Raw genomic sequence first — 18,674 nt, 5'->3', positions numbered from 1 at the left:
TTTTGGATAATCAAAGGTTATTTTTCTTCTTCCCCATCTTCATCGGACATCTTACCCAAAGTATTTCTCATATCCGTATCCGCATTGATGTTTTGGTAATTCATATAGTCCATGACACCCATCTTGCCTGAACGCAATGCCTCTGCAAGAGCTTGAGGTACTTGAGCTTCCGCTTCTACAACTTTAGCCTGCATTTCTTGTACACGTGCGCGCATTTCTTGTTCTTGTGCTATCGCCATCGCGCGACGTTCTTCAGCTTTAGCTTGTGCAATATTCTTATCAGCTTCCGCCTGATCCGTTTGCAGAATGGCGCCAATGTTTTTACCAATATCAATATCGGCTATATCGATAGAAAGGATTTCAAATGCTGTTCCAGCATCCAACCCTTTCCCCAGCACATTTTGGGAAATTAAATCTGGGTTTTCAAGCACTTTATTATGGTTTTCGCTCGAACCAATCGTTGATACGATACCTTCCCCAACACGGGCGATGACCGTATCTTCTCCCGCACCACCGACAAGTCGGTCAATGTTAGCTCTAACTGTGATCCGTGCCTTGGCTTTCACTTCGATCCCGTCCATTGCCACACCTGCAATGAATGGAGTTTCAATCACTTTCGGGTTTACACTCATTTGAACAGCTTCTAACACATCACGTCCTGCCAAATCGATGGCTGCACAACGTTCAAAACTAAGCTCAATATTGGCTCGTTGAGCTGCAATAAGAGCGTTCACCACTCGGTCTACATTACCACCTGCTAAGTAATGACTTTCTAGCTGGTTCGTATTAACATTCACTCCTGCTTTGTGGGCTTTAATCAATGGATTAATAACACGTGAAGGAATAACCCTTCTCAAACGCATCCCTACTAAAGTGAATATATTGATCTTCACTCCCGCTGCTAAAGCGCTAATCCAAAGCATGACAGGGATGAACGTAAACAAAACAGCCAGCACAATGATAATAATACCAATAATAATAATTGGCATAAGTTGTTCTAATGTCATTCTTTTTCCTCCTCTTGTTCATTTTTTTTGAGCCCCCGCACGACTATGCGTGACCCTTCTGTTTTCACTACTTTAACCCCATGGTTGGATGGAATAAATCCCCCCTCTGTCACCACATCTAAACGTTCTCCATCAAAATCGGCAGTACCGGAAGGACGCAGTGGTGTAATCGTTTCTCCTTCCATCCCCATTAAGTCCAAGCGATTATGCGAGGACACATACCCTTGATCGGATGATGTAGAATCATTAAGTATGATATGACGAAAGAAACCTCTTTCCAATCCGATAAATTTAAATAGAAGGATGGACACTATAATCGTTACCAATAAGGCGATCCCAATACTCATAGCCATATGTCCCATATCTTGGGAGGACAACATCAACGATGAAACAATGGCGATAACTCCTGCGATCCCGGCAATACCACCAGGTAAAAAGAACTCTGCAATGACTAAACCGATACCAAGAACCAATAAAATAATAGCTTCATACCCAGCAAGACCCGCTACTATATGCCCGTAAAAGAATAGGACAAGAGCAAGTCCCCCCATTGTTCCGGGAATCCCAAAACCAGGTGAATATAATTCTACAACAAGTCCGATACTTGCCACTGATAATAAGATCGGTATAACGACAGGGTCTGTAAGAAATCTTGCAATATTTTCTGATAGCGTGGGTTCTTCTTCAATAATCGACGCATCCGATAAACCCAGGACATGAAGAAGTTCGTTTCGATCATCAACAATCCCTTCGGTATACCCCACCTCTTCAGCATCAGTAGGCCCAAGTGTAAGAAATTCACCTTTAGGTGCACCCAACTCCTCCAAGTCCACATTGGCATCGGCCATAGCACGAGCATATAGTGGGTCACGTCCTGCAGATTCCGCTGCTGCAACCATAGATGAAATCCAAGCAGATTGTGCTTTCTTATCTGCAGCCGTTCCATCTGAATTGATGACACCTGAAGCCCCCATTGTAGCCGTAGGCTTCATGTATATTTCATCTGCATTCAAAGCGATATAAGAACCTGCCGAATAAGCCCTGTTCGTTACAAACGCGCTATTCGGAATATCCAGACCCTGAAAGACTTCCCCAATATCCCCCGCTGCATCTACACGACCGCCGGGAGTATTGATTTCGAAAATAATATGATCCGCGCCACTTTCACTTGCTTCTTCCGTCGTTCTTTCTAAAAATGAGGCCATCCCCCGTTCCACAGTGTCCTTTACCGGTATGATGTAAACCGTCTGTCCTTCTCCTTCTGCATAAGCTGCAGGTTGGAGATGGAAAAGCGATAACACACCCGCTGTTAAAATGAGCAATCCCAAAACGTAAAGTCGCCAAGACCGCTTCACTCACATCCACCTCCCCAATCAGTCAAAAGCTTCCTATCGGTTATTACCTTATACGATTTGATTCCTACGTTGGTTTCAAATTTTCTCAGCTTTCTTCATCATAGTAATAAAGCTGGTTATGTAAAAAGGCCTCTCTTTACTAAGAGAGGCCTTTATATTTACGATAGTTGCTGAAGAACGAGCTTATTGACCTTGGATCCGTCGGCCTTGCCTTTAACTTTAGGCATGACGGCACTCATGACTTTACCCATGTCACTCTTAGAAGTAGCGCCTACTTCTTCGATCGCTTCATCAACGACCTGCTTGAGTTCTTCATCTGTCAGCTGTTTCGGCATATATACTTGTAAAATCTCAATTTCACGTTCGAGTCCTTCTACAAGATCTTCACGTCCAGCTTCTTTGAATTCATGGAGGGAATCATTTCTCTGTTTTACCTCACGAGATAAAACAGTCAATTCTTCTTCTTCAGATAATGAGTCTTTCCCCAGTTTAATCGCTTCATTTTGCATAGAAGCTTTCACCATGCGGATCGTCGATAATTTTTCTTTATCGCGGGCCTTCATGGCTGTCTTCATGTCCTGGGTCAGACGGTCTGTAATTGTCATCTCTTCAACACCCTCTTCAATTACTTACGCTTTCTAGCCGCCTCAGACTTTTTCTTACGGCGTACGCTAGGCTTATCGTAATATTCACGCTTACGATATTCGGCTAATGTACCACTTTTTGATACATCACGCTTAAAGCGACGAAGAGCATCTTCAAGAGACTCGTTTTTACGAACGCGAGTTGTTTTTGACATGCTAATTTCCCTCCCTCCGAAGCAAACAAAACTGTTTCTCTTGTATGGGAACCCCCCATACCTTTGACAATTATATTATATGCACGTCATATGGTCAACTTTTTTTAAAAGATAGGAATTTTTCTTCTAATTGAAGTAGTCTATAATTTGAAAACCTATAAAAGCCACCGAAAAGCTGGTGGCTTTTGAAGGAAATATTAATAATCTGATGTACCTTGTCCACCATTAACAATGGCAATACCAGAGCTTGCACCAATACGAGTCGCGCCTGCTTCGATCATAGCTTTTGCTCCTTCATAATCACGTACTCCGCCAGAGGCTTTCACACCCATATCAGGGCCTACTGTTTTACGCATAAGGCTGATATCCTCTACTGTCGCTCCACCACCGGAGAATCCTGTAGATGTCTTTACAAAGTCCGCTCCAGCAGCTTTAGCAAGCTCAGAAGCAACAACCTTTTCATCTTCGGACAATAAGGAAGTTTCAATAATTACTTTAACGAGCGCTTTCCCTTCTGCTTCCCGGACAACCGCTTCGATATCTTGTTGAACAAGGTCCTTATTTCCAGACTTCAGTTCACCAACATTGATAACCATATCAACTTCAGTCGCACCTTTTTCAATGGCTTGTTTTGTTTCAAATGCTTTTGTTTCTTTTGTTGTAGCACCAAGCGGAAAACCAATAACTGTACATACCTTCACATCTGTACCTTCCAATAAATCTGCACAGTGAGCTACCCAGTGAGGGTTGACACAAACAGAAGCAAAATGATGTTCTTTGGCTTCTTCACAAATTTGAGTGATTTTTTCTTTAGGTGTATCCGGTTTTAATTGTGTATGATCAATCATTTTAGCTAAATTTTGTTCCATAATGAAATTGTCCCTCCAAAATTAAGTTGTTCGTACATCTCTTTCATTTTAGCATGAAAGCGATTAAAATGCGAGCCAGTTCGTGGAACTGCAAATTTTATTCCATCATAAAGGAAAGGGTTGATAAAAAGTAGAGTGGGGCAGTTTCCATCCGTAAAATTCGCGGGCCTAGTGTAATTGATGAAAAGTCCGATTGTTTAAACCTTTCCACTTCCAACTCTGAAAAACCCCCCTCAGGGCCAAAAGCAACTAAAATAGACTGTTCATCTTTAACAGGTTTTAAAGCGTGTTTTAGTGTTCCTGCGTTCGAGTGTCTCGCTTCATCTGCATAGCCGAAAAAGCAATAATCGTAGTTTTCTCTGAGTTTAAGGATTTGGTCCAATGTGTGTACACTTTTGACATCAGGGACAAAAGTACGCTCAGACTGCTCACAAGCCTCTTTTGCAATCTTTTGCAAACGTTGAATTTTTTTGGGTTCTTTCTTAGCGTCCCACTTTGCCACTGAACGATCAGCCTGATACGGTATGAATGAAGAAGCACCAAGTTCCGTACCTTTTTGAACAATCTGTTCAAGCTTGTCTCCTTTTCCAAGACTCGCTACAATAGTTACGTGCACAGGCATTTCTCTTTCTTCCTCAACCCAATTCATCACTTTACATGAAACAGACCCCTCTGAGATTTCCGCGATTTTGCAATGAGCCGGACCCTTTTCAGGATGGATCGCAATCAGTTCGTCCCCTGCCTTCATTCTCATGACTCTCACAATATGATGGGAGTCATCCCCGCTAATACGCAGGATGTCATTTTCCCACCTTGTTTCTTCAACAAAATAACGCTGCATGAAATCACTCCGGTTTTCTGGCGATAATACTTATCCAATCTTCCATTTTATTGGTTTCAACAATTTCAAATCCTGATTGGATTAACCGATCATGAACCATTTCTTTTCTGCCTGATATAATCCCGCATGTAATGAAGTAACCCCCTGGCTTAACCACACGGTAGGCATCATTGGTAAATTTAATAATAATTTCTGCCAGGATATTAGATACAATTAAGTCTGCTTCCCAGTCAACTCCTTCAAGGAGGTCATTCACTTTGGCTGTTACCTTATTTTCAACACCATTTAATACAGCATTATTCTTCGTACTAGAGACGGCAACATCATCAAGGTCATATGCATGAGCATGCTCAGCGCCTAAAAGGACAGAAGCGACACTTAAAATACCGGATCCTGAGCCAACATCCAGGATTTGATCTCCTTTGCTTAAATACTGTTCTAGTGCCTGGATGCTTAAGACAGTTGTTGGGTGAGTCCCTGTCCCAAAAGCCATTCCCGGATCCATTTCTATAATAATTTCATCACTCGACACCGGTGTATATTCTTCCCACGTCGGGATGATCGTCATTCTTTCTGATATTTTTACAGGCTTATAATATTTTTTCCACGCCGTAGCCCAATCTTCTTCATGAATTTCGCTTATAGTTACGTTATTATGGCCGATATCAATGCCGAAATCCGTAAGATTCGTTACAGACTGTTTAATCCCATCGACTGTTTCTCCAAGGAAACTATTCAAGGGCAAGTACGCTTTTACATAAACACCCTCAGAAGGATAATCATCAGGATTCAATTCATATATTTCTCCAAGCTTTGTCTTTGTCTTCTTCATATCTGAAGGATCTTCAATTACCACTCCACTTGCTCCTGATTCATGTAGGATATTCGAGACTGGTTCGATCGCTTCGGTAGTTGTATGGATACACACTTCAGACCATTTCATTTATGATCCACCCTCTTCATTATAATTTTCTAAATAAAAAAAAGTCTCATTCTTCCTTAATAGACTGTTTCTTACAATAAAAAGTGCCTGCACGAAGGAACGGGAAATTCACCTTGAAAAACCCTAATAATCAATCGTACAGACACCTTCCTTTAATCTTTAGCTATCACCTTTAAACGCACGCTTCATACGCTCAAAAAAGTTTCCATGCTGCTCATCCGTGGCCTCATTTCCACTAATATCATTAAATTCACGAAGTAATTCTTTTTGTCTTTCTGTCAAATTCTTAGGTGTGATTACTTTCATCTTAACGTGTTGGTCACCCTGTCCTCTGCCATGAACATTTGGAGCACCTTTTTCTCTCAGACGGAAGGTCTTCCCTGTCTGAGTTCCTGCAGGTACTTTCAACTTGACGTTGCCATGTACAGTTGGCACTTCAATCTCGTCACCGAGAGCAGCTTGGGCAAACGTCAGTGGAATTTCGCAGAAAATGTGGTCCCCTTCACGTTGGAAAAATTCATGAGGCTGGACACGGATAACTACAAACAAGTCCCCTGCTGGCCCACCATTGGCTCCTTCTTCACCTTTTCCTTGGACACGGATTTGCTGACCATCATCAATTCCCGCTGGAATATCCAGGTGGATTTTCTTGCGTGTCTTCACACGGCCCTCTCCACCACAGGTATTACATTTGTCTTTAATAACCTTCCCTGTTCCTTGGCAATGATGACAGACACGGCGATTGACCACACGGCCAAACGGTGTGTTTTGTTCTTGGTTAACTTGCCCTGTTCCTTGACAGTGTGAGCAGGTTTCAGGAGAAGTTCCCGGTTTGGCTCCAGATCCGTCACATGTATCACAATCTTCTTCGGCCGGAATTTCAATATCTGTAGATTTCCCAAAAATTGCTTCTTCGAACTGAAGCGTCATTGTGTACTGTAGATCTGCTCCTTTACGCGGAGCATTCGGGTCGCGACGACGGCCGCCCCCTCCAAAGAACATATCGAAAATATCACCAAAACCACCGAAATCTTCAGCGCCTCCACCGAAACCACCAAATCCACCTTGGTTTGGACCAGCATGGCCGAACTGGTCATATTGGGCACGCTTCTGTTGATCACTTAATGTTTCATAAGCTTCTTTGGCTTCTTTAAACTTCTCCGAAGCGTTTTCTTCTTCACTGACGTCTGGGTGATACTTACGCGCCAGTTTACGATAGGCTTTCTTTATTTCATCTTTCGAAGCATCCTTGGACACGCCAAGGACTTCATAATAATCTCGTTTACTCACTTGTCGATCACTCTCCCGGACGCTATTACATAAATTTTATATTAACATTCTATATGAAGGCAGGCAAACTGACTAATTTTCTTCTTCATGAAAAAAGTCAAAGTCAAGAAGAACCTGACTTTGACTTTTTTTCTTACTTTATCTTACTTCTTGTTCTCATCTTCGTTGACTTCTTCGTAGTCAGCATCAACGACATCTTCTTCAGTGCCGCCTTCTTGCCCTTGAGCTTCTTGAGCCTGAGCTTGAGCCTGCTCATAAAGTTTTACAGAAAGTGCCTGCACTTGTTCTTGAAGGGCTTCTTTCTTCTCTTTGATGTCTTCAAGGTCTTCACCTTCAAGAGCAGTCTGAAGTTCTTCTTTTGCAGATTCAGCTTTTTGTTTTTCTTCTTCACTTACTTGTTCACCAAGATCTTTGATGGTCTTATCGGTTGTAAAGATCAGCTGATCAGCTTCATTACGAAGTTCAATCGCTTCACGTTTCTTCTTATCTTCTTCTGCATTCTCTTCTGCTTGACGCACCATTTCTTCCACTTCCTCATCAGAAAGACCGGAAGAAGATTTAATTGTGATGGATTGTTCTTTATTTGTACCCATGTCTTTCGCACGGACATTTACAATTCCGTTCGCATCAATATCGAAGCTCACTTCGATTTGAGGCACACCACGTGGGGCTGGCGGAATATCTGTCAATTGGAAACGGCCAAGTGTCTTGTTATCTTGAGCCATCTCACGCTCTCCTTGAAGTACATGGATATCTACAGCTGTTTGGTTATCAGCAGCAGTAGAGAATACTTGAGAGTGGCTTGTCGGAATAGTAGTGTTACGCTCGATCAATTTCGTTGTTACGCCACCCATTGTCTCGATACCTAGAGAAAGCGGAGTTACGTCAAGGAGGACAACGTCTTTAACGTCACCCTGCAATACCCCACCTTGGATGGAAGCACCGAGTGCTACAACCTCATCCGGGTTCACCCCTTTTGAAGGTTCTTTACCGATTTCTTTCTTAATAGCATCTTGTACTGCCGGGATACGTGTAGATCCACCGACAAGGATGACCTTGTGGATATCACTGGCACTCATTCCAGCATCTTTAAGAGCTTGACGTGTCGGCTTCATAGAACGCTCAACAAGATTAGAAGCAAGCTCTTCAAATTTAGCACGAGTCAAGTTCATTTCCAGGTGAAGCGGTCCTGCCTCTCCTGCCGTGATGAATGGCAGGGAAATTTGCGTTTGCGCTACGCCGGAAAGATCTTTCTTCGCCTTTTCAGCAGCATCTTTAAGGCGCTGTTTCGCCATTTTATCTTGGGACAAGTCAATACCGTTTTCTTTTTTGAATTCAGCTACCATGTGGTCGATAATGACTTGGTCGAAGTCGTCCCCACCCAGGCGGTTGTCACCTGCCGTAGAAATTACTTCAAACGTTCCGTCTCCAATTTCAAGAATGGATACGTCAAATGTACCTCCACCAAGGTCATAAACAAGAATTGTTTGATCTTGGTCTTCTTTATCGATACCGTAAGCTAGTGCTGCAGCTGTCGGTTCATTAATAATACGCTCGACTTCAAGACCTGCAATTTTACCAGCGTCTTTCGTTGCCTGACGTTCAGCATCGTTAAAGTAAGCAGGAACAGTGATAATCGCTTTATCTACTGTTTCACCAAGGTAATCTTCTGCATAACTCTTAATATACTGGAGAATGATTGCAGAAACTTCTTGTGGTGTATATTCTTTTCCTTCTACTTCTACCTTATGGTCTGTACCCATATAACGTTTAATGGAAAGAATAGTGTTCGGGTTTGTGATCGCCTGACGTTTAGCGACCTCCCCTACTTGACGTTCACCGTTCTTGAATGCAACAGCAGATGGAGTAGTACGGTTACCTTCCGGATTCGGAATTACTTTCGCTTCTCCACCTTCCATTACTGCTACACAAGAGTTTGTTGTACCTAAGTCAATACCAATGATTTTACCCATGGTTAAATGTCCTCCTTTACGTACTCGTTCATTTCAAATTATTGATTTACTTTTACCATTGACGGGCGGATAACCCGATCTTTCAAGCGATACCCTTTTTGCAATTCTTCTACTACGATATTGCTCTCATAGTTTTCATCTTCGACTTGCATGATCGCCTGGTGCATGTGGGGATCGAATTCCTCTCCTTTAGCAGGAATTTCTTCCACACCCTCTTTTTCCAGAGCCGCTTTGAATTGGTCATAAACCATTTTCATACCATTAGCAAAGTTTTTAGCTGAATCGCCATCCACTTCAACCTGGAGAGCTCTTTCAAAGTTATCCAAAGCAGGGATCAATTCTTCTACCAAGCTCTGAGATCTATACTTCCTATCCGCCTCTTTTTCTTTCTGAGTACGGCGGCGGAAATTATCATAATCCGCTTGCAGACGAAGCAGTCGATTGTTGATTTCTTCTTTCTCCTGACGTAGTTGTTCAAGCTCATTCGGCTCCTCTTCAACTACCTCAGTCTCAGCTTCAATCTCTTCATTTTGTGATTCATCTTTTTCATCGATGATTTCTTGCTTATTCTCTTCCATGACTTCCACCTCCTACTTTCCTTTACACCGTTACTGACTATAACATGAATCAATATCCTGAAAAAGCAATAGACCAATAAGAAGCGATGGGGATTTCCCATCTCATATCTCCATTCCGTTCTAGTACCAGCCCCGGAAGGTATTTGTCATATGCTTGGATAAGACATTCATTAATGAAAACATACGGTTATACTCCATTCGAGTGGGCCCCAGCAGTGCAATAGTGCCGTACTGGTCGTTTCCCAGTTGATAGCTGGCTGTAATCAGGCTGCAGTTCTGCATAGCATCATAAGGATTTTCCTGTCCAATACGCACCTGAATCCCATCTTCCCCAGTTCGGAGTAAATCAGCCATTTCATTTTCCTGTTCAATGGTAGCGTAGAGGGACCGCACTTTCTCAAGGTCCCGAAACTCAGGCTGCATAAGAATATTCGTCTTCCCACCAATATACAGCTTTGTAGGATGTTCATCTACGAGAGCGGCACGAAGGTATTGAAAAGCTTCTTCATGCTGATCCGTATGTGTTTTCAATAGATCATTGATTTCAGTATAGAGTTTCTCATGCAACTTCACCAAAGGAACTCCCTCGAGCCGGCTGTTTAAGATGTTCACCATCTTCTCTAAGTCTACACCCTTGATTTCTACAGGAACGTTAAAAGCCCGGTGCTCGACATGACCCGTATCTGTAACCAAAATGGCGATGGCAGACTGCTCTGACAAAGGAACAATCTGCAATTGCTTCAATTTTGTCTCAAACACTTCTGGTCCAAGCACAATGGACGTGTAATTGGTTAAGTCAGAGAGTATCCCTGCTGACTTTTGCACCACACGTTCAAACTCCATCATCTTATCATCAAAAGCTTCTCTGATTGTCAGAATTTCCTTACTGGTAAGACGTAAGGGAGAAAGAAGGTGGTCGACATAGAAGCGATACCCTTTTTCAGAAGGGACTCTCCCTGAGGACGAATGGGTTTTCTCAATGAACCCCATTTCCTCTAAATCAGCCATTTCATTCCTAATTGTTGCGGAACTAAATGTCACAGCATCTTTCTTAGCAATGGACCGCGAACCTATAGGTTGGGCAGTCAGAATGAAATCATCAATTATGACCTGCAAAATGAGCAACTGTCTATCTGTTAACATCGATGATCACCCCTGTTAGCACTCGTTTATGGTGAGTGCTAAATCTAATTAATAAATTATCAAAAGGGGATATTGATGTCAACGGATATGGCCCTTTTTTTTAACTGTTGACCCCAATCCCCCAGGATTAGATCTCATTAAAGTGTTTGGGTGCGTTATAGGTACTTCAGAAGGGTACCTAAACGCCCCATGAACAGAAGTGTGTTCATCCTCCTCCAGCCTTTGCCAAACAAAATGAAGGTCAACACTGTGTTCGTCGTGAACAATACAGCTTGATCTCCACTTCAATATGAACTCTACCATCACTCTTTTTCATTGTCTGCGACAATGAAAAAGAAATCTGATGATTACTCATCCAATAGAAATTCCTGAAATACTTCATTTCCTAAAATACGTCCCTTGGGTGTAAGGCGGATGTTTTCACTATCTTCTGCTATTAACTCACGGTTTTTCAAATCAGTAAGTTTGCGGCCAAAAACATCTGTAAGTGTTTTTCCGTATTTTTCTCTGAAAAGCTCTTTAGAAACGCCTTTGGATTTTCTCAAACCAAGAAACATTTCTTCTTCCAATTGTTCTTTCAAGCCAATAGGTTCTTCATGCAGAATAGGTTTTCCATCCTCAAAAGCTTTCTTAACATAAGCTGGGAGAGGACGGATATTAATCGTTCGCTTCCCTGGCAGATAGCCATGAGCGCCGGCACCAATCCCGAAATAATATTCGTTATTCCAGTATGTCAAGTTGTGTTTGCTTTCAAACCCAGGTTTAGCAAAGTTACTGATTTCATACTGAATGGCTCCCGCTTTCGTTAGCTTCTGTTGGAGAAGCTCATACATTTCAGCTTCATCATCTTCTTTCGCCTTGGAGAGCTTACCCTTTTTATAGCGTTGGTAAAACACAGTTTTCGGCTCAATTTGAAGGGAATAGGAAGAATAATGCGGCAAATCAAACTGCAAAGCCTCATCGATCGTTTTTTCAAAATCTTTTACCGTCTGTCCAGGTAAGGCATACATTAAATCAATACTGATATTGGATAATCCGGCTTGGAGCAGCCGATCAATATTCGTGTACACATCTTTCACTTTATGGACACGCCCAATCTTTTCAAGCATTTCGTCATCAAAAACCTGAACACCAAGCGAGATTCTATCCACGCCATAAGCTTTTAGCAATCTTACTTTTTCTTGATCAAGATCCCCTGGATTCGCTTCAAACGTATATTCTTCACAACCAGAAATGTCAAAATGATCATCAATCATTTGTAAAAGTTTTTCCAATTGTTTGTGATTTACAGCTGTCGGTGTCCCTCCCCCAACAAATATTGTACGGACATTTGCTTTTTCTCCAGGGATATATGTGTTTATCTCTTTTTCTAACGCCTCCAAATACTCATCGGCCAGCCGTTCATTATAAAAGAACTTTGTAAAATCACAATAATGACAAATTTGCTGACAAAAAGGAATGTGGATATAAGCGGATGAAATTTTCATGGTTGTTTCCACCTTTCATAAGGAAAACCGCAAGAGAATATCTCCTGCGGTTTCACCCGTCATACTTAAGCTTTAGTCTTCATTCAAATCAAGAACAGACATGAAGGCCTCCTGAGGTACTTCCACTGACCCTACCATCTTCATACGCTTTTTCCCTTCTTTTTGCTTTTCTAACAATTTACGTTTACGGGAAATATCTCCACCATAACATTTGGAGAGAACATTCTTACGCATGGCTTTAATTGTAGAACGCGCAACAATTTTGTTCCCGATTGCAGCTTGGACAGGAACTTCAAACTGCTGCCTTGGTATCAGTTCCTTAAGTTTCTCAGCAATCAGCTTACCACGCTCGTAAGCAAAATCACGGTGAACGATAAAGGAAAGGGCATCAATGGTATCTCCATTCAGCAAGATATCCATTTTCACGAGGTTAGATACACGATAACCAATCAAGTCATAATCAAAAGAGGCGTATCCTTTTGTTTGAGACTTAAGAGAGTCAAAGAAATCATAAACAATTTCAGACAATGGAATTTCATAAACAATATTAACCCTGTTATCATCTAAATATTGCATGTCTATGAAATTGCCTCGCTTCCGCTGGCATATTTCCATCACAGGTCCTACATAATCATTCGGTACCATGATTGTTGCTTTGACATAAGGCTCTTGGACTTCATCCAGCCTTTGATTATCCGGCATCATAGATGGATTATCCACATCAATGACAGAGCCATCCGTAAGGGTTACTTGATAAATAACACTCGGAGCTGTCGTAATAAGATCAATTTTGTACTCTCGCTCAATCCGTTCCTGGATAATTTCCATATGAAGCATTCCTAGGAAGCCGCAACGGAATCCAAAACCAAGCGCCTGTGATGTTTCAGGTTCAAATTGAAGGGAAGAATCGTTGAGCTCCAGGCGCTCAAGTGCATCCCTTAAATCATTGTATTTGTTCGCATCCACCGGGTACATCCCGCAAAAGACCATTGGATTCATTTTCTTATAGCCGGGAAGTGGTTCCGCTGCCGGTTTATCAGCAAGTGTAATCGTATCACCGACCCGGCTGTCACCAATATTCTTGATGGAAGCTGTCAAAAATCCGACATCCCCGACATTTAGCTCTTTCAGCGGGGTTGGGGTTGGACGGAAAACACCCAGTTCATTAACTTCAAACTCTTTCCCTGTAGCCATCATCTTGATCTTATCCCCGACTTTGATCGAGCCTTCACGGACACACGTATAAGCAACTACTCCACGGTAAGAATCATAAAGGGAATCAAAAATCAAAGCTTTCGTAGGATCATTCTTATCCCCTTCAGGAGCAGGGATATCCGTGACAATCCTTTCTAATATTTCTTCAATCCCAACGCCTTCCTTCGCTGACGCAAGGATAGCATCAGAGGCGTCGATCCCAATGACATCTTCAATTTCCTGTTTAATTCGTTCGGGATCAGCACCTGGCAGGTCGATTTTATTTATCACTGGAATAATTTCCAGGTCATTTTCTAACGCCAAGTAAACATTGGCTAGGGTTTGAGCTTCTATCCCCTGGGCAGCATCTACTACGAGGATCGCCCCTTCACAGGCTGCTAAACTTCTTGAGACCTCATATGTAAAGTCTACGTGACCCGGGGTGTCGATTAAATGAAACGTATAATCTTCACCATTGTTAGCTTCGTAACTCAACTGGACGGCATTTAATTTAATTGTAATCCCACGCTCACGCTCAAGATCCATCGCGTCAAGGAATTGTTCTTTCATTTCTCTTTGTGTTAAGGCTTTCGTTTTCTCTAAAATACGATCAGCAAGTGTCGATTTCCCGTGGTCGATATGGGCAATAATCGAAAAATTGCGGACCCTTTCTTGTTTTGATTGTGCTGTCAACTTAAATCACTCCTACTGAATTCGACACAAATATCTAGCTTGATTATAGCAATACGGAGAGCAATATTCAATGTAAACTGGCAGAACACTTCTAAACTTATGACCCTGCCTGAATGATTTCCGATAAAACAACAATCACTCCATTAAACCCTGAGGCCACTCCATTGCCCAATCCTTCAGCCAACTTAGTAACCCACGGACCATTGGATTCCATTGGAGGAGGCGCACAAATGGAATCCTCTTTAGGGTGATCCTTATCTTCTTTTGTTATTTTACTATCCTCATTACTGGCATCCTGTTCTGTAACCACCATATCCGGCTGTTCATGTGCCTTTTCATTATTTTTGTCGATCCCATAAAGAGCTCCTGCTACGAATACGATTAAAATCATTACAATAGCAGCCATCCCCTTCATGCTGCCCCCCCTTTCTACTTTTTTAATCTGTTGATACTTTTTCATCCTCAAAGTAGTATTCACTAAAAACTTCCGCCATTATATCGGCCGATCGATACAATTCGTCTAAATTATTATGCACACCACCAAACTCAATCAATATTGCATTTGGGTGCAGATCCTGGTTATATACACCATCTACTCCTGAGCCTTTTTTTGTAATAACCCCACGGCTGATTCCTGGATATTTTTCTTCTAAACGCTGATGCATTTCAGATGCAAACTGTAAGTTTTGTTCATATTTCGGATGTTCAGCACCGATGACAAAGGCGAAACGGGCATAATCCTTGCCATTAATGTTTGCCGTAGTGTGCTCTCTTGAAAGGGAATCTCTATGCAGATCGAAGAAATATTTAAGATCGTCATTTTGACTTATAGCTTCTTCTACTACCGGTCTCATTGCATCATACGACTGATAATGCTTCATCCCTTTCTCTTTCAAAAGAGAGGCAATATCTGTTGTATCCACGATAGACCCTATCCCCCTTTCCTCTAAACTCTCACTTAAACGTTCACCAACAAGAGTAATATTCACTTTTCCATCATGACCTGTTGAGGTATCCGGCAAGTGTGGGTAAAAAGATTCTGTGTTGTGCGTATGGTAAATGTAAATATCTTTCTCCCCTAAAGGTTTTTCCTCCGTTTGTCCATTATCTTCTTTTTCCTCTTCAACTTCCCCCACTTCCCCTCTTTCATCTACGGTCATTGGAGGTTCCGACTCAATCGGAAGAGTCGAATAATCGGTCCCTTTCCCCGCTATAATAATCTGACTATTGTAAGATGAAAGACCTGGAATTTCCCGCCCTAACAGACTGCGGGGATCATTTGGGGTTAGGCTAGTAAGCAATTGAAAAGATAACGAAGTTAAACTCGGAATCCTGTTCCCCTCCGGATGAGCCTCTCTGAAAGACCTGTTCTCCATTTCAAACAAATAGAGAAAGGCGCTTCCATCCAGCTTTGCCGTCCATTCCTGGATGGTGCTTGAATAAACACGATACGTCGTTTTCGCACCTGTAAGTACACCAATACCAATAAATAATAAAATCAAAACAGTGACCGTGATGATTGTCCATCTTGTTCCCTGTTTCATATAACTTTTCCGATCTTTTTTCAAAACCGGGTAACGAGACATAAAAAATCCTCCCCTCATCCACTATCTAGTAAATGGTATGAGAGAGAGGGATTTGATAGAACACCTCTATTAAATTGTTATTTGAAATATGATTGACCTTCCCCATCTTCGACTCCCGGATGAAGAGCACCGTTTATTCCTTTAGCAATTACATGGGCCATATCTTGTATAAAGCTGTCCACTTCTTTTGGCGTGACCATTAAATTATGTCCGAGTGGGGTTAGGACTTCTTTAATCAATTGTTTCTTTTCCGATTCTGCTAACTGCCCAAACATTCCCATCACGGCCTTACTTTGCTTTTCATCAGGATGGTCCTCTTCTGTCAACGTTTTTCTTTCAAAAGGATTCATAGCCGGAGAAAGAGCATTTGACGGGCGATCTTTTTCACGCCATTCCCTCCCAAAGTGCTTTAATACATAATCAATGGCATCACTTGTGATGGTTACCGCATCAACAACCGTAGGCACCCCAATTGAAATAACAGGAATCCCATAGGTTTCCTTGCTTATTTCCTTACGCTTATTGCCGACACCTGATCCAGGGTGGATGCCTGTATCGGAAAGTTGAATGGTAGCGTTTATTCTGTTGATAGAACGTGAAGCTAATGCATCAATGACTAACACGAAGTCGGGCTTTGTCTCTTCAATAATCCCATGAACCATATCACTTGTTTCTATACCTGTCACACCCATTACCCCTGGAGTAAAAGCTGAAATCGGACGAAACCCATCAGATACAGTTTCAGGATGAAGTTCAAATAAATGACTCGTAACATAAACCTCTTCCGTGACTAATGGACCTAGGGCATCAGGAGTAACATTTTGATTCCCCAATCCCACGATTAGACCTCTATCCATTTCTTTAATGCCGCACTCATTCATGAGTTTTCTCAATTGCCCGGATAACGTTTTAGACAAATGAACTTGCAAATCATGATCTTGTTTCCGAATAGCCAAAGATTCTAAAGTTACATAGTGGCCAGCTTTTTTCCCTATTCTTTCAGCGCCAGACTGATCCACGGTTACATAAGTGATTTTAATATCATTTTTTTCATTTTCGTGAACTTCCACACCATCATTATCTGCCGACTGTGGGTCATCTTTGACGTTCATCTCCTGGGCCTCTAAAGCCAAGTCCGTCCTTAATGAATAGTCGAATTTTTCCTCCATTAATTTCAACCTCCTTATGAAAATCTTCTCCCAAGGCGGTAAAAACTATGCAAAACCGTCGATTGGTATTGATATAAGTATTGAAAACAGAGCACCGCTCTGGTAAAATGTCTTTTGTTCGATATGAATGAGTCTTTTGTTTTTACCTAGGAGGTGAAACTATGCCTAACATTAAATCAGCGAAAAAACGTGTACGTGTGAATAACGACGCTCGTTCTTTGAATGCAGCCTTCAAATCTGACATGCGTACTGCGGTTAAACGTGTAGAAACACTTGTTGATAGCAAGGATGTAGAGAACGCGAAACAAGCACTTCCTACAGCAGTTAAGAAGATCGACAAAGCTGTTCAACGTGGTGCCCTTCCAAAAAACAGTGGGAACCGCAAAAAATCCCGCCTAACTAAATTAGTTAACGCATTATAATTCATTCGTAATTTATGACCAACAGACGATCCTTCTTTTTGAATGGGTCGTTTTTACATGAAAGAAGCCCTCCGGATTCCGGAGGGCTTCTTTATTATTTATAACTCATCCATTACTCCTACACTACAGTGTTTAAGATCAACGTTTGCCAGGAATGTTTCTCTCTTAATCAGTATTGTGTGACCCTAATCGTACTTTCCTGCCTATTAACAGTTTTCAGCTTAAGACGTAACGGCCGGGTTTTGTTTTATGTTAATCAAACGATACAACAGCATTTCAAAGGCAAGAGATTTTTCCATTTTCCCTTGCTTCAGGCTATGGTCCGTCTCAGCGAGTTGGTCCATTACTTGATCAAGTTCTTGTTGTGTAAAGCGGGTTTCCCTCTTCAATGCCATTTTAATAACATAGGGATGCGCCTTAATGTAGCTCCTCATTTGATTCTGGCCGTACCCTTTCTGTTTTAATACTTTTGCCTGAGTAATGATTCTAAATTGCGATGCCAGGAGTGCAGTTAAAGCTATTGGTTCTTCATTTAATTTTTCTAGATCTTTGTAGATACGAATCGCACGGCTTAAATCTTTTTCCATGACCGCATCCACAAGCTTGAGCCCAGAAGCTTCAACACTGTGGGATAGCAGTTGTTCGGCAAGCTCTCTTGTTACTACACCGCCTTCTCCAACATTTAGTGCTAACTTCTCCATTTCTTTTCTAAGAGCCATAAGGTTTGCTCCTATTTCTTGGGCGAAAAGCTCATGAATTTCCTCTGGGACTGTGATATGTAAATCCCTTGCTAAAGTTTGGACCCATTGATCAATGTCCCATTCCTTTACAGAGTGACAACTAATGACTTCCCCGTTCTTTTTCAATTGCTTAAATACCTTTTTCCTTTCATCTAGTTTTTCATAGGGCGCAACCAAAATAAGAACCGTATATTCCGCAGGGTTCTGAAGGTACTCCAGAAGCACGTCAATATCATGTTCAAAAGGAAGCTTATCAGGTTTCGCTTTTAAAAACACAGGATGATTGGCGATGACTACTTTCCCTTCACCCAAAAAAGGGAATGTTTCTGCATCTGTGACAGCATCTTCAATAGGGATTTCTTCCAAATCATATTGTGAGACGTTAAATTCTTGGTCTTCTTTCTTCAACGTATTTTGTATGATTTTGTTTTTATATTCCTGAATTAGATAAGATTCTTCTCCATATAATAAGTACACTTGTGATTGTTTTACATTAACCATAATGTGGTTGTCCTTCCTTCATAAAAAAGAATACGGCGCCCCAATTATGGGGCTCAGTGTCACTATTTTATGTTTCATTGGAAG

General features: G+C 41.7%; 18 protein-coding genes. 1 reads left to right on the top strand and 17 read right to left on the bottom strand.

The annotated features are described in order from the left end of the window. Window positions 1–17: 17 nt before the first annotated feature. The 16 genes from floA to gpr form a co-directional block, all read right to left on the bottom strand. Window positions 18–1,007 (bottom strand): flotillin-like protein FloA, encoded by a 990-nt coding sequence (gene floA, locus BLW54_RS06050; protein WP_035509178.1) that lies wholly within the window; start codon window positions 1,005–1,007, stop codon window positions 18–20. Next, the gene (locus BLW54_RS06045; RefSeq protein ID WP_074733433.1) at window positions 1,004–2,362 is read right to left on the bottom strand and encodes an NfeD family protein; all 1,359 of its coding nucleotides are present in this window, start codon (window positions 2,360–2,362) and stop codon (window positions 1,004–1,006) included. Before BLW54_RS06045 ends, floA begins: the two co-directional genes overlap by 4 nt. Window positions 2,363–2,520: 158 nt before the next feature. Then, complete coding sequence (locus tag BLW54_RS06040; protein WP_035509183.1) at window positions 2,521–2,967, bottom strand: GatB/YqeY domain-containing protein; 447 nt, start codon at window positions 2,965–2,967, stop codon at window positions 2,521–2,523. 20 nt (window positions 2,968–2,987) lie between these two features. Continuing rightward, complete coding sequence (rpsU, locus tag BLW54_RS06035) at window positions 2,988–3,161, bottom strand: 30S ribosomal protein S21 (protein WP_008638284.1); 174 nt, start codon at window positions 3,159–3,161, stop codon at window positions 2,988–2,990. 197 nt (window positions 3,162–3,358) lie between these two features. Next, window positions 3,359–4,030 (bottom strand): deoxyribose-phosphate aldolase, encoded by a 672-nt coding sequence (deoC, locus tag BLW54_RS06030; protein WP_035509185.1) that lies wholly within the window; start codon window positions 4,028–4,030, stop codon window positions 3,359–3,361. A gap of 97 nt (window positions 4,031–4,127) precedes the next feature. Next, the gene (locus BLW54_RS06025) at window positions 4,128–4,871 is read right to left on the bottom strand and encodes a 16S rRNA (uracil(1498)-N(3))-methyltransferase (protein ID WP_035509187.1); all 744 of its coding nucleotides are present in this window, start codon (window positions 4,869–4,871) and stop codon (window positions 4,128–4,130) included. A 4-nt stretch (window positions 4,872–4,875) separates the two neighbouring features. Further along, window positions 4,876–5,814, bottom strand: coding sequence for a 50S ribosomal protein L11 methyltransferase (gene prmA, locus BLW54_RS06020; RefSeq protein ID WP_074733432.1), 939 nt, complete (start codon window positions 5,812–5,814; stop codon window positions 4,876–4,878). A 159-nt stretch (window positions 5,815–5,973) separates the two neighbouring features. Beyond that, on the bottom strand, window positions 5,974–7,104 hold the full coding sequence (gene dnaJ, locus BLW54_RS06015) for a molecular chaperone DnaJ (RefSeq protein WP_035509193.1): 1,131 nt from the start codon (window positions 7,102–7,104) through the stop codon (window positions 5,974–5,976). Between the two features lie 143 nt (window positions 7,105–7,247). After that, a complete protein-coding gene (gene dnaK / locus BLW54_RS06010) occupies window positions 7,248–9,077 on the bottom strand; it encodes a molecular chaperone DnaK (protein ID WP_035509195.1) in 1,830 nt (609 codons plus the stop codon). Window positions 9,078–9,115: 38 nt separating this feature from the next. Next, complete coding sequence (gene grpE / locus BLW54_RS06005) at window positions 9,116–9,655, bottom strand: nucleotide exchange factor GrpE (RefSeq protein WP_035509197.1); 540 nt, start codon at window positions 9,653–9,655, stop codon at window positions 9,116–9,118. A 120-nt stretch (window positions 9,656–9,775) separates the two neighbouring features. Beyond that, window positions 9,776–10,798, bottom strand: a complete 1,023-nt coding sequence (hrcA, locus tag BLW54_RS06000; RefSeq protein ID WP_035509200.1) for a heat-inducible transcriptional repressor HrcA — start codon at window positions 10,796–10,798, stop codon at window positions 9,776–9,778. A gap of 347 nt (window positions 10,799–11,145) precedes the next feature. Then, window positions 11,146–12,285: a radical SAM family heme chaperone HemW gene (gene hemW, locus BLW54_RS05995; RefSeq protein WP_074733431.1), complete on the bottom strand. Its 1,140-nt coding sequence runs from the start codon at window positions 12,283–12,285 to the stop codon at window positions 11,146–11,148. A gap of 72 nt (window positions 12,286–12,357) precedes the next feature. Continuing rightward, window positions 12,358–14,172 carry a translation elongation factor 4 gene (lepA, locus tag BLW54_RS05990; protein ID WP_074733430.1) on the bottom strand — a complete coding sequence of 605 codons (1,815 nt, stop codon included), beginning with the start codon at window positions 14,170–14,172 and terminating at the stop codon, window positions 12,358–12,360. Window positions 14,173–14,269: 97 nt separating this feature from the next. Then, entirely contained in the window at window positions 14,270–14,587 is a 318-nt protein-coding gene (locus tag BLW54_RS05985; RefSeq protein ID WP_035509206.1) for a hypothetical protein, read from the bottom strand. 22 nt (window positions 14,588–14,609) lie between these two features. Continuing rightward, the gene (spoIIP, locus tag BLW54_RS05980; protein ID WP_074733429.1) at window positions 14,610–15,758 is read right to left on the bottom strand and encodes a stage II sporulation protein P; all 1,149 of its coding nucleotides are present in this window, start codon (window positions 15,756–15,758) and stop codon (window positions 14,610–14,612) included. A gap of 77 nt (window positions 15,759–15,835) precedes the next feature. Next, window positions 15,836–16,927, bottom strand: coding sequence for a GPR endopeptidase (gene gpr / locus BLW54_RS05975; protein ID WP_035509208.1), 1,092 nt, complete (start codon window positions 16,925–16,927; stop codon window positions 15,836–15,838). 161 nt (window positions 16,928–17,088) lie between these two features. Between gpr and rpsT the strand changes: the two genes are divergently transcribed. Then, window positions 17,089–17,349, top strand: a complete 261-nt coding sequence (rpsT, locus tag BLW54_RS05970) for a 30S ribosomal protein S20 (protein WP_035509211.1) — start codon at window positions 17,089–17,091, stop codon at window positions 17,347–17,349. Between the two features lie 221 nt (window positions 17,350–17,570). Here rpsT and holA read toward each other — a convergent pair whose 3' ends face one another. Next, complete coding sequence (gene holA, locus BLW54_RS05965) at window positions 17,571–18,590, bottom strand: DNA polymerase III subunit delta (RefSeq protein ID WP_074733428.1); 1,020 nt, start codon at window positions 18,588–18,590, stop codon at window positions 17,571–17,573. Between the last annotated feature and the right edge of the window lie 84 nt (window positions 18,591–18,674).

Origin of the sequence: Halobacillus karajensis, assembly GCF_900108515.1 — a bacterium.
In the GTDB taxonomy this organism is placed as follows: Bacteria; Bacillota; Bacilli; order Bacillales; family Halobacillaceae; genus Halobacillus; species Halobacillus karajensis.
This window is presented reverse-complemented; position numbering and strand designations above follow the sequence as displayed.

Excerpts from the sequence above, each read along its gene's own strand:
- deoC (WP_035509185.1), bottom strand. The coding sequence starts at position 4,030 with ATGGAACAAAATTTAGCTAAAATGATTGATCATACACAATTAAAACCG.
- prmA (WP_074733432.1), bottom strand. The coding sequence starts at position 5,814 with ATGAAATGGTCTGAAGTGTGTATCCATACAACTACCGAAGCGATCGAA.
- BLW54_RS06025 (WP_035509187.1), bottom strand. The coding sequence starts at position 4,871 with ATGCAGCGTTATTTTGTTGAAGAAACAAGGTGGGAAAATGACATCCTG.
- grpE (WP_035509197.1), bottom strand. The coding sequence starts at position 9,655 with ATGGAAGAGAATAAGCAAGAAATCATCGATGAAAAAGATGAATCACAA.
- hrcA (WP_035509200.1), bottom strand. The coding sequence starts at position 10,798 with ATGTTAACAGATAGACAGTTGCTCATTTTGCAGGTCATAATTGATGAT.
- hemW (WP_074733431.1), bottom strand. The coding sequence starts at position 12,285 with ATGAAAATTTCATCCGCTTATATCCACATTCCTTTTTGTCAGCAAATT.
- rpsT (WP_035509211.1), top strand. The coding sequence starts at position 17,089 with ATGCCTAACATTAAATCAGCGAAAAAACGTGTACGTGTGAATAACGAC.
- spoIIP (WP_074733429.1), bottom strand. The coding sequence starts at position 15,758 with ATGTCTCGTTACCCGGTTTTGAAAAAAGATCGGAAAAGTTATATGAAA.
- holA (WP_074733428.1), bottom strand. The coding sequence starts at position 18,590 with ATGGTTAATGTAAAACAATCACAAGTGTACTTATTATATGGAGAAGAA.
- gpr (WP_035509208.1), bottom strand. The coding sequence starts at position 16,927 with ATGGAGGAAAAATTCGACTATTCATTAAGGACGGACTTGGCTTTAGAG.
- BLW54_RS05985 (WP_035509206.1), bottom strand. The coding sequence starts at position 14,587 with ATGAAGGGGATGGCTGCTATTGTAATGATTTTAATCGTATTCGTAGCA.
- BLW54_RS06040 (WP_035509183.1), bottom strand. The coding sequence starts at position 2,967 with ATGACAATTACAGACCGTCTGACCCAGGACATGAAGACAGCCATGAAG.
- floA (WP_035509178.1), bottom strand. The coding sequence starts at position 1,007 with ATGACATTAGAACAACTTATGCCAATTATTATTATTGGTATTATTATC.
- rpsU (WP_008638284.1), bottom strand. The coding sequence starts at position 3,161 with ATGTCAAAAACAACTCGCGTTCGTAAAAACGAGTCTCTTGAAGATGCT.
- dnaK (WP_035509195.1), bottom strand. The coding sequence starts at position 9,077 with ATGGGTAAAATCATTGGTATTGACTTAGGTACAACAAACTCTTGTGTA.